Source organism: Paenibacillus psychroresistens (assembly GCF_009728935.1).
GTDB classification, from domain to species: domain Bacteria; phylum Bacillota; class Bacilli; order Paenibacillales; family NBRC-103111; genus Paenibacillus_AC; species Paenibacillus_AC psychroresistens.
In genome coordinates this window covers 6,287,728-6,298,955 of record NZ_CP034235.1, presented here as the reverse complement: position 1 = coordinate 6,298,955, position 11,228 = coordinate 6,287,728, and the positions used below count along the sequence as shown (strand labels likewise).

Here is an 11,228-nt window from a genome sequence, read left to right as displayed (position 1 = left end):
AAAACCGTTTTCTCCAGGCATCATTATGGGGAGGGCGGTTTTGGTAATGAAAGGATGTTTTTATGGAGCCAGAACGAATAACAAGGAGAAAATTTATGCTCAAGGGTATGGGGTTTTTTGCGGCATTGGCGGCTTTTACAGGTGGTTATGCCTTTTTCGGTGAACGATATTGGATTCAAACAAAACAAGTTTCATTAAGCTTTCCTAAATTGCCGAAGACATTTAGCGGAATGCGTATGGTACAATTTAGTGATGTTCATTTGGGAAAACATTATAGCAACCATAGATTAGAAAAGCTCGTTGCCGAAATTATGGAGCTGAAGCCAGATCTGATTTGCTTTACTGGAGACTTATTCGATACACATGACGGAGATCCAAATGATAGTATAATTCCATTGCTGGCAAAGCTTAATGCGCCTTTAGGCAAATTTGCCGCATTAGGAAATCATGATCATGCAAAGGGCAAATCAAGAATTGTTGATATTCTCACTAGAAGTGGACTTCGTGTTTTGGACAATGAGCAGAGTATTCTGGAAAAACAAGGGGAACGCATTCGGATTGTTGGGGTAGACGATATGTTTATGGGCAAACCAAATTTAAATAAAGCTTTGCAAGAGGAATTTGCTCCGTCGTTTACGTTGCTGCTGTCGCATGCTCCGGATTATGCAGATCAAGCCAGTCATTTTCCGATTGATCTCCAAATATCGGGTCACAGTCACGGTGGGCAGGTAAGGTTGCCATTTATCGGGGCGATAACTACTCCTAAATTTGGACGAAAATATATTCAAGGGCTTCACAAAGTAAAAGACAGCCAGCTTTTGGTTTATACAAATCGTGGAATTGGTACGACTAATTTACCTGTTCGCTTGTTTTGCCGCCCTGAAATAACTGTTTTCACGCTTTTAAGAGAGGTGTAATCCCTTGATTAAGTATGAGATTGTCGGTTCTAGATTGTCTGAAGAACGGATTGATATAGAAAATGAGGGTCAGTATATGGAGGAAAAGACCATCAAAGAGATTGAAGGAATTATTGAGCAGTTTGGATTGCTAATTACGCAAAAATCTCCGCTCTCCACTTTGAAGGGCTCGACACATTATCATCTTAAAATAGGTAAACAAGCTGGTTTATTGGAAGTCACCTATTGGCCAGTTAAAAAACGTCTATGGGTGGAAATCCATGATAATAGACGTGCTGAATGGAATCAAGCTATGATAAGCTCGTTTTCTGAAGCCTTGGCTGTCTGTTTCTCTGGGAGCTTGGAGCATATAGTTAATTGAATTCAATTGAATTTAAAATTGTGGATGATGGCTCTTATCTGGGAGCCATTATTTTGCATTGAGCAAAGAAGCGTACATTTCTATTTGGATAAGGCTAGTGTGCAATCAATAGATAAATATTAACATTTAATAGTATTAGAGAGAGAAAGAGAGAATAGAAGAAGAGGATTAGGGAATCAGGAGCAAGAGGAGCAAGGGAAACGAAAGTTAATTTAAAGAGATTATAATTGGCGGCAAGTTGCTATTTAGGGGGAAGCATCATGCGTTCATATAGTATTAATTCATGCTGTGGTTTAAATAGTAGTTCAAATTGCTGCTCAAGCGGTAGTTTATGCTGTGATGGTATTCCAATAAAAAAAGGCGTAACGGGAGCAACCGGGGCCACAGGACCGACGGGTGAAACTGGAGCAACGGGAGTAACAGGAGCAACAGGTGCAACAGGGGTTACTGGAGCAACGGGAGCAACGGGAGCCACGGGTGAAACTGGAGCAACGGGAGCAACAGGAGCAACGGGAGCAACGGGAGTTACGGGTGCCATGGGAGCAACAGGACCGACGGGGGCGACAGGAGCAACAGGAGTTCCGGGGGCAACGGGAGCTACAGGTGCAACGGGAGCAACGGGAGCAACAGGTGCAACAGGACCGACGGGAGCAACAGGTGCAACAGGAGCAACGGGAGCAACGGGAGCAACGGGAGCAACAGGAGCAACAGGAGCAACGGGAGCAACAGGAGCAACAGGAGCAACAGGAGCAACAGGAGCAACAGGAGCAACAGGAGCAACAGGAGCAACAGGAGCAACGGGAGCAACAGGAGTAACGGGAGCAACAGGAGTAACGGGAGCAACAGGAGCAACGGGACCGACGGGGGCGACAGGAGTAACGGGAGCAACAGGAGCAACAGGAGCAACGGGAGCCACAGGCACTTTAATTGGTGGCTCTGCGGCCAATACGAACGGAGCTACAATTCTACTAACACTAATAACCCCAACTGCTAATATACCTTTTCCCAATGCACAAAATTTAACAACTGGCATAACTGTAAACAATCCAACGGCAGATACATTTACGATAAGTGTAACAGGTAGGTACCACATCATCTATTCCGTTTATGCAACACTTACGTTGTTAACAGCTTTTCAATTATTCCGAAATGGAGTTGCGGTTCCAGGGACACTGGTAAATGCAGCAATTGGTATTGGGATGGTATTCAATCAGGTCATTATCAATGTCACTGCAGGCGATACAGTACAAGTCAGAGTAACTGCCACTTTGGCCGCAACGATTACATTAGCTGGGGGAACTACGGCAGCAACAATTTCCATTGTTCAGGTCAGTTGATGCTAACAACAAATGGGCAAATAACATGGTTACTCTGAAAAATCGTTAAAGAGATAACCTTTTCCCTCCAACTTACATTTAATACAAGAAGGCATTTTAATTCGTATGGGGGAAAGAAGGGATATCGCTGAAAAGGAACAATTGTTGTTCAAAAAAAGCTGTTGTAGCTTTTATAACCATACTATTCCTAATATGCCCTTCAAAAAATCGGAAAAAGCATAAGCGCAAATGCCATATAAAAAGAAAACGTTGTATTCGACCAAGAATCTATTCTGAGCATTGTAAAATAAGTAAAAAACAAAAGTATCCATGTTCACCATGCTCCCCAAAAGGATATCGGTTGATGCACAAGGTATGTGTACATTCATCCTGTAATTCACCCAGTAATTCATCCAGTAATTCTTCCAGTAATTCATCCAGTAATTCATCTCGTAAGGTAAAATCAGATCCACCCTATGATCCACACAAAGGGTCACCTGAAAAGCAAGTGAAGTTATTGGAAAAGGAATGCTGTGGTAATTTTTTAATTCAAAACGGTCAATCATTTCCTTTGCAATTATGGGAAGCTGGTGAAAGTTTACAAGTAGATCTAGCTCAAATTTCTGTTTTTAATAGCTCGTCCAGTACAGAATCTCTCGAAGTAGACATTACAGGCTCAGAACAAGCGAATATGCAGATATATCCAGGCAATACGGGCACATATACAGGTCAGAACATTAAAACCATTCATATAACTGCTGAGGGAAGCAATTCGATATATGTGGAAGGTAAGTATACGGTGTCTTCAACTTTTCGATTAAAGAATGAAGCTTCTTAAAAGGACCTGCCTATGTAAAATAAAAAGTGGGTTTTCAGCAAATGCACTGAAAAACCACTATGAGTATACACTATCATAAGCTATATCGAACCGTAATACAGAATTCACCTTCTGCATCTGCAGTTGAGCCCAGCGTAATCGTATCAAAACGAGAGATCGTGAAAGTGTAACTGCTTCCTGCAAGTATTGTGATTGTTTGAACAGTTCCCGCATTCTGAGAAAAGGTAATAGTCAGTGGCCCTGTTCCGACCTCGAACTTAACATATCCGGTACCACTGATGATCTGAGAAATATTATCCGAATAAATGATTTGAGTGCCAGCGGCTGGGACTACCCAGTTGGTGCAAACTTTATCTTGCACAATAGTTTTATCTGAGCAACAGCTTAGCGAGGATGTGGTTGTACATGTACTCATCATATGCCTCCTTGGTTCTTAATTATGAAATGGGATAACGAGTAGTTATGCAGAATTCTCCTTGAAAGGTGATACCAGCCGATGCCGCTGGCAGAACAACCTGGATAGCGCTAAAGCGTCGGTACGTAAAGGCTACGCTGGTTCCTGGTGTAAGTGTAATTGCTGTGCCGATGACTGCCCCAGTGCTATCAAGAACCTCAAGAGAAACATTTCCACTTCCAATGTCATATTGCAAATAACCAGTACCCACAATATTCTGAGTGATGTTGTTGGTATAGACAATAACATCAACTGCAGCTACTGCTCCGAGCCCACTCCAAGGGCTACAGACCTTGTCTTGCACGAATTCTTTATTAGGGCAGCAGCTTAATGCAGATGATGAACTATTACATCCCATATTCTGTGCAACCTCCTTTTTTTAATTTCTAGATAGTTAATGCAGAATGCTCTTATATCGCGTGGACATCTATCTCAGGTCTATTAACTTTTATAAGCCTATTATTATATTTATATGTATTTAGAAGGTTATGATTGTTTGAGTATAGAAAAAAAATGAGATGCATGAAGGCACCTCATTTCCTAATTGTGTTTACTACATTAAAAAAAGGGTTGCCCATATCCGTATCCATAACCAGGTGCTCCATAACCAGGTGCTCCATAACCGGGTGCTCCGTAGCCATACCCTCCTGGATAACCACCAAAGCCGCCTCCATAACCGCCGTAACCGTAACCGCCATAAGCGCCAGCAGTGCCAACTGCAAGAAGGTCAAATAAAACTAGAGGAATAATTGCTTTAGTGTGTACTTTCCCTTTTTGTGCAGCAAAAATTAATCTTGACCCTTTAATTCCTACTAATTTACCTGTTACTACAGTGCCGTCTTTTTTCACCGCATCAATATTACGCCCGATCCATTTTTTGGCTTCTTCTTTACTGACAGCTACACTCATTTTGTTCGCCTCCATTATGGTTATAATCACTAGTAAAGAAATCCCTACTTACCTATCATATGCATGGCCAAATGAGATGATTGGATGTCTGCTCTAGTCTAATAAAAATGTGCATTAGCACCCAAGCAATTAGTGGAATTTACCATACACTATGATTGTAAACAAACAGCATTATGCTTAATGCCTCGTTTAATTTAGGTAGAAGAAAGGAGGATTGCACAATGGGAGTAGTTGCAGGTGGAGTTGGAGGATTAGGTGGATTCACATCTACTGGTGCTATATTGGTGCTGTTCATTTTGTTGGTTATTATTAGTCGTGCTATCTTAATTTAATTAACTAAAACAAAAAGGCCTACCCGTCAGAGCAGACGGATAGGTCTTTTACAATTGGAATAACTCAATAATCGATTCCGTACAAAATTGTGGACTGTATTTAATATTAAGCTGATTATTAATCCGATTCTGCAGCAACAATGGATATTGGTCACTTAGCAGTTTATTAAACCAAGCTGCAATTGTAGCAATCGATTGAATTTCTTCACCAAAACCATTTTCAATAAAATATTGACGATTCTCTTCCTCTTGACCTGGAATTGGGCTATAAAACAACATTGGGATTCCTTTTGACATGGCCTCCGTACAAGTCATCCCGCCAGGCTTGGTGATCAATAAATCCGAAACATCCATTAGTTTATTGATATCTTTAGTGAAACCAAACAGATGAATATTCGGGTGTTTAAAGCGTTCATCCTCTGATAATTTATGTAATACCTTCTCGTTATTCCCAGTGCAGAAAATGAGCTGAATTTTATCGCGCCATTGGGCAATATAGTTCATCATTTCTTCATCATCGATTAATCCCCAGCCACCGCCCATTACTAGTACAGTTGGCATATCTTGCAGCTTAAAGCTTAATCTGGATTCTTCTCTGTTTGGTATTTCCCAGAATTTAGGGTGAACGGGAATGCCGGTTATTTGAATGACATCTGAAGAGATGCCCCGTTGAATCAATTTGTTTTTAACTTCACTAGTAGAAACCATGTAATAGTTTACCTCTAAATCTACCCAGGAGCCATGTGCATCATAATCTGTAATTACCGTACATAGAGGTGTTGATAAACCTGCTCGTTTCAATCGTGAAACAATTACGGTAGGAAAGGGATGAGTGCTAATAATTAAATCCGGTCGCAGTTGCCTAATAATATTAGCTGTTCGCGAATAAAAAAGCCGATGTAAGGCTAATGAGCTTAGACGGCTCATAGATGATTTATTATAAGATTGGTATAGCTTACCAACCAAGTTTGGCTTGTTGGTTACGGTTTTACGATAGGCTGAGAAAATCCAAGGCGCAATGGTAGGATGCTGGAAGGCTCCTAATTCAAGAACGCGAGTCGTAATGTTTTTAGATAATTGTCGCAATCCCATAGATAAGGCTTGAGCGGCTTGGGTGTGCCCGGAACCGAATCCTTCGGATAGGAGAAGGACTCTTTTTTTTCGCAAGAAAATTCACCACCTTTACAAAATATTTAGATATGCTTTATTTTTACTTTATGATAACACGTTTTACCTTTGTAGGAAATTCGAAATGATTTTTAAAAATTAACAATTTTCACATCAAAATGCGATTTTTTAAATTGATATAATTATTTCGGGATGTTAAACTATAAAAATATAATTAAGCCAAATCAAATTAGAGGTCGAATACTTGCATAGAGTGGCGTCTGGGAAACTCAAGCGCTTTCAAGTAGAGAAGGGAAGGTCGCACAAGAAATGAAGCACAATGGATTACCTCAAAAACAAGGATTGTATGACCCAAAGAATGAACATGATGCTTGCGGGATTGGATTTGTCGCGAACATTAAAGGAAAGCCATCACATGAAATCGTTCGTCAAGCATTGACTGTACTTTGCAACTTAGACCACCGTGGCGGTCAAGGCAGTGAGTCCAATACAGGTGACGGTGCAGGGATATTATTGCAAATCCCTCATTCTTTTTTCCTGAAATCCTTGGCTGATCAGGGAGTTCAGCTTCCTGCTGCCAATGAATATGGTGTGGCAATGGCTTACTTGCCGCAGGATGAAGCATTAAGGGCGCAATGTGAGCAGATTCTTGAAGGTTTTGTAGTAGAAGTAGGTCAGATTGTGCTTGGCTGGCGTACGGTTCCTACGAATAATAGATCATTGGGCGATTCAGCCGTTTCAGCAGAACCTTTTGTGCGTCAATTGTTCATTGGTCAAAGCAAGGATGTTAAAGATAACTTAGCTTTCGAGCGTAAGCTGTTCGTTATTCGTAAACTAGCAGAGAATGCTATAGCTGCAATGGATGCGGTTTCTCAATTTTATTTCGCGAGCTTTTCGAGTCGTACTATAGTATATAAAGGGATGTTAACTCCTGAGCAAGTGGATGCGTATTATCTTGAATTGCAGGATCCTTCTTTGGAGTCTGCCATTGCTTTAGTGCATTCACGCTTTAGCACGAACACATTCCCAAGCTGGGAACGGGCACATCCTTATCGCTTCTTAATTCATAACGGAGAGATTAACACATTGCGCGGTAATGTAAACTGGATGCATGCACGTCAGGCTATGTGTGAAACGGACTTATTCGGTGAGGATTTTAAAAGGATTCTGCCTGTTGTAGATAACGATGGAAGCGATTCACAGATTTTTGATAATACATTGGAATTTCTTATGCTGTCAGGCCGCTCATTGCCGCATGCAGCTATGATGATGATTCCGGAGCCTTGGTCCAAGCATGAGAATATGGATGCAGCTAGACGTGCTTTTTATGAATATCACAGCTGTTTGATGGAGCCGTGGGATGGACCGGCTGCAATTGCTTTCACAGATGGCAAAATGATCGGAGCTTTATTGGATCGAAATGGACTAAGACCCGCTCGTTATTATGTTACATCCGATGATTTAATCGTACTTGCTTCTGAAGCGGGAGTATTGAATATACCCGTTGAGAAAATTATTCGTAAGGATCGTTTACAGCCTGGGCGTATGCTAGTCGTAGATACTGTGCAAGGTAAAATTCTTACAGATGAAGAGATCAAACAGGATATTATTCATGAGCATCCTTACGAAGCTTGGCTTTCCGAACATTTGGTTAGTTTAGAAGATTTACCAGAAGCGCCGCATGTCCATGAATCTGATCACGCTACAGTGCTTAAGCGCCAACAAGCCTTTGGTTATACGTTTGAAGTATTGCGCAAAGTGTTGGAGCCTATGGCTAAGAATGGTGTCGATCCAATCGGTTCCATGGGGAATGATGCACCGCTTGCTGTACTATCCGGACGCCCTCAAATTCTATATAACTATTTCAAACAATTGTTCGCTCAGGTTACTAACCCGCCAATTGATGCGAATTTTGAAGAAATTATTACAGCTCAAGGAACAACTATTGGACCTGAGCGCAATTTAATTAACCCAGAGCCTGAAAGCTGTAGACAAATTCGGATCAAAACTCCGATTCTGAATAATGATGAGCTTGCTAAGCTGCGTCATATAGATCGTGCTGGCTTCAAGTCAGTAACACTTCCTATAATCTACAAAGTTGCAGAAGGTACTACTGGTTTGGAGCAAGCAATCGAAGAGCTTTATGTTGCTGCTGATCGTGCAATTGCTGAAGGTGCTACATTTCTAATCTTATCTGACCGTGGAGTAGACGAAGAATTTGCAGCTATACCTGCGCTGCTTGCTGTATCTGGCACACATCATCATTTGATTCGTGAAGGCACAAGAACCAAGGTCAGCTTAATCGTTGAATCTGCTGAGCCGCGCGAAGTTCATCATTTTGCTTTGTTAATTGGGTTCGGGGCTGGGGCTGTTAATCCTTACCTCGCTTTTGAAACCTTGGACGATATGATCAATCAGAAGATTCTAGTTAACATGACGCACGAAAAAGCGGTTTATAACTATTTGAAAGCAACCACTAAGGGCGTAGTTAAAGTTTTAGCCAAAATGGGGATTTCAACTATTCAGAGCTATCGTGGAGCACAAATTTTTGAAGCAATCGGCTTGAATAAAGCGGTAGTGGATAAATATTTTACATGGACAGCTTCACGTATTGAAGGTATTGGTTTAGACATCATTGCACAAGAAGTGCAAATTCGTCATCAACGTGCTTATTCTGTACAAGAAGGTCGCGATCCTGTGCTTGATACAGGCGGAGACTTGCAATGGCGTTCAAACGGCGAAGAGCATCTCTATAACCCACAAACGATTCATGCTCTGCAAACGGCTGTACGGACGAATAACTATAGTATGTACAAAACGTTTGTCGGTCATATCCAACGTGATTCCGAGCAACAGTTTAATTTACGTGGAATGCTAGCGTTCAAAGGCGATCGTTCACCGATCTCAATCGATGAAGTAGAGCCAGTTGAATCGTTATTCAAGCGTTTCAAAACAGGTGCCATGTCCTATGGTTCCATTAGCCAAGAAGCCCATGAGAGCATTGCAATTGCAATGAATCGGATCGGCGGCAAGAGCAATACGGGTGAGGGCGGAGAAAATCCAAACCGTTTTGTTCAGGATGCCAATGGAGATTCACGCCGCAGTGCAATTAAACAAGTAGCTTCAGGCCGCTTTGGGGTAACGAGTAATTACTTGGTTAATGCAGACGAAATTCAGATTAAAATGGCTCAAGGTGCTAAGCCTGGTGAAGGCGGTCAGTTGCCTGGTGCGAAGATATATCCTTGGATTGCAGAGGTTCGCGGTGTTACACCAGGAGTTGGTTTGATTTCTCCGCCGCCGCATCATGATATTTATTCAATTGAAGATTTAGCTGAACTCATACATGATTTAAAGAATGCCAATCCTCGTGCAAGAATCAGCGTTAAATTAGTTTCTGAGGTTGGAGTTGGAACAATTGCAGCAGGTGTTGCCAAAGGTAAAGCGGATGTTGTGCTAATTAGTGGTTATGATGGCGGAACAGGCGCATCTCCAGAAACGAGTATTCATCATGCGGGTTTACCATGGGAGCTTGGGTTAGCGGAAACTCACCAAACCCTCGTTTTGAATAATTTACGCAGTCGTATTGTAGTTGAAACAGATGGCAAGCTTTTAGTTGGCCGTGATGTAGTAGTTGCAGCATTGCTTGGAGCCGAGGAATTTGGCTTTGCAACAACACCGTTAATTTCATTAGGCTGTATTATGATGAGAGTTTGCCATTTGGATACTTGTCCGGTTGGTGTAGCTACACAGAATCCAGAGCTGCGTAAAAAATTCGCAGGCGATCCTGCTCATGTAGTTAACTTTATGACCTTTATTGCTCAGGATGTTCGTGAAATTATGGCACAATTAGGATTCCGCACCATTGAAGAAATGGTAGGACGTACAGATGTGTTAGAAGCGAAGCAAGCTGTTGAACATTGGAAGGCTAGAGGCATTGATTTATCCGCTTTATTATATCAGCCTGATATGCCAGATAATGTCGGTAGATTCTGCCAAGAGCAACAAGATCACGGGTTAGAGAATTCGATTGATATGCAACAGCTGCTTACCATTTGTAAACCAGCTTTAGATAATAAAGAGCATGTTCATGCCATTCTGCCGATTCGCAATGTAAACCGAGTAGTCGGTACGATTCTTGGGAGTGAAGTTACTCGCAAATATGGAATAGATGGATTACCACATGATACGATCCGTCTTCATTTTAACGGCTCAGCAGGTCAGAGCTTTGGAGCTTTCATTCCAAAAGGGATCACATTATCTTTGGAAGGCGATTCCAATGATTATGTGGGCAAAGGTCTTTCTGGTGGTAAAATTGCGGTCTTCCCGGCTAGCAAATCTTCATTTGTAGCAGAAGAAAATATCATTATCGGGAATGTTGCCCTTTATGGAGCGACTGACGGCGATGCTTATATTCGTGGAAGAGCAGGAGAGCGCTTCTGTGTACGTAATAGTGGTGCGCGTGCTGTAGTTGAAGGTGTTGGCGATCATGGCTGTGAATACATGACAGGCGGGCGCGTAGTGGTTCTAGGTCCTACTGGACGCAACTTCGCAGCAGGTATGTCTGGTGGTATTGCGTATGTGTACGATCCACATGGCAAATTCTCAACACAGGTCAATTCGGAAATGGTCTACCTGGAGCAAATTACGGAGCATTACGAGAATAATGAAGTACATTTAATGATTCGCAATCATCATAAGTTTACTGGCAGCGAAGTCGCACATCGGATCCTCGAGTCATGGGAAGAAAGTGTTTTTGATTTCGTGAAGGTTATCCCTAAGGATTACAAACGGATGTTTGAATCCATTGAGAGCGGTAAGAAATCAGGCTTAAGCAATGAGCAAGCCATTATGGCTGCTTTTGAACAAAACATGAAGGATATATCCCGCGTGGGTGGAAATTAATAAATTTATCAAATGCTTACAATGCTTACGATGCTAGTTTTGCAAATGCAAAACTCTAAAGGAGAACGGAA

General features: G+C 41.8%; 10 protein-coding genes. 6 read left to right on the top strand and 4 right to left on the bottom strand.

What is annotated here, in order from left to right; all coding sequences use genetic code 11:
- The first annotated feature begins 95 nt into the window (after window positions 1-95).
- The 4 genes from EHS13_RS28570 to EHS13_RS28555 all read left to right on the top strand — a co-directional run bounded on the left by EHS13_RS28570 (window position 96) and on the right by EHS13_RS28555 (window position 3,432).
- Window positions 96-917 carry a metallophosphoesterase gene (locus EHS13_RS28570; protein WP_227013565.1) on the top strand — a complete coding sequence of 274 codons (822 nt, stop codon included), beginning with the start codon at window positions 96-98 and terminating at the stop codon, window positions 915-917.
- A 4-nt stretch (window positions 918-921) separates the two neighbouring features.
- Window positions 922-1,278: a hypothetical protein gene (locus EHS13_RS28565; protein WP_155703639.1), complete on the top strand. Its 357-nt coding sequence runs from the start codon at window positions 922-924 to the stop codon at window positions 1,276-1,278.
- Window positions 1,279-1,538: 260 nt separating this feature from the next.
- Window positions 1,539-2,615, top strand: a complete 1,077-nt coding sequence (locus tag EHS13_RS28560; RefSeq protein ID WP_155703638.1) for a BclA C-terminal domain-containing protein — start codon at window positions 1,539-1,541, stop codon at window positions 2,613-2,615.
- 343 nt (window positions 2,616-2,958) lie between these two features.
- A complete protein-coding gene (locus EHS13_RS28555; protein ID WP_155703637.1) occupies window positions 2,959-3,432 on the top strand; it encodes an S-Ena type endospore appendage in 474 nt (157 codons plus the stop codon).
- A gap of 73 nt (window positions 3,433-3,505) precedes the next feature.
- Here the strand turns inward: EHS13_RS28555 and EHS13_RS28550 are convergent, their stop codons facing one another.
- From EHS13_RS28550 to EHS13_RS28540, 3 genes are all read right to left on the bottom strand, one after another.
- Window positions 3,506-3,847: a DUF3992 domain-containing protein gene (locus tag EHS13_RS28550; RefSeq protein ID WP_155705543.1), complete on the bottom strand. Its 342-nt coding sequence runs from the start codon at window positions 3,845-3,847 to the stop codon at window positions 3,506-3,508.
- Between the two features lie 22 nt (window positions 3,848-3,869).
- Window positions 3,870-4,244, bottom strand: coding sequence for a DUF3992 domain-containing protein (locus tag EHS13_RS28545; protein ID WP_155703636.1), 375 nt, complete (start codon window positions 4,242-4,244; stop codon window positions 3,870-3,872).
- A gap of 200 nt (window positions 4,245-4,444) precedes the next feature.
- Window positions 4,445-4,795: a hypothetical protein gene (locus tag EHS13_RS28540; RefSeq protein WP_155703635.1), complete on the bottom strand. Its 351-nt coding sequence runs from the start codon at window positions 4,793-4,795 to the stop codon at window positions 4,445-4,447.
- 221 nt (window positions 4,796-5,016) lie between these two features.
- Between EHS13_RS28540 and EHS13_RS36990 the strand changes: the two genes are divergently transcribed.
- Entirely contained in the window at window positions 5,017-5,127 is a 111-nt protein-coding gene (locus tag EHS13_RS36990; RefSeq protein ID WP_227013563.1) for a sporulation protein YjcZ, read from the top strand.
- Between the two features lie 48 nt (window positions 5,128-5,175).
- On the opposite strand, the gene EHS13_RS28535 is transcribed toward EHS13_RS36990, so the two are convergent.
- Window positions 5,176-6,294: an MGDG synthase family glycosyltransferase gene (locus EHS13_RS28535; protein ID WP_193571453.1), complete on the bottom strand. Its 1,119-nt coding sequence runs from the start codon at window positions 6,292-6,294 to the stop codon at window positions 5,176-5,178.
- A gap of 270 nt (window positions 6,295-6,564) precedes the next feature.
- Here EHS13_RS28535 and gltB point away from each other — a divergent pair, with 270 nt between their 5' ends.
- On the top strand, window positions 6,565-11,157 hold the full coding sequence (gene gltB, locus EHS13_RS28530; protein ID WP_155703633.1) for a glutamate synthase large subunit: 4,593 nt from the start codon (window positions 6,565-6,567) through the stop codon (window positions 11,155-11,157).
- The last annotated feature ends 71 nt before the right edge of the window (window positions 11,158-11,228 follow it).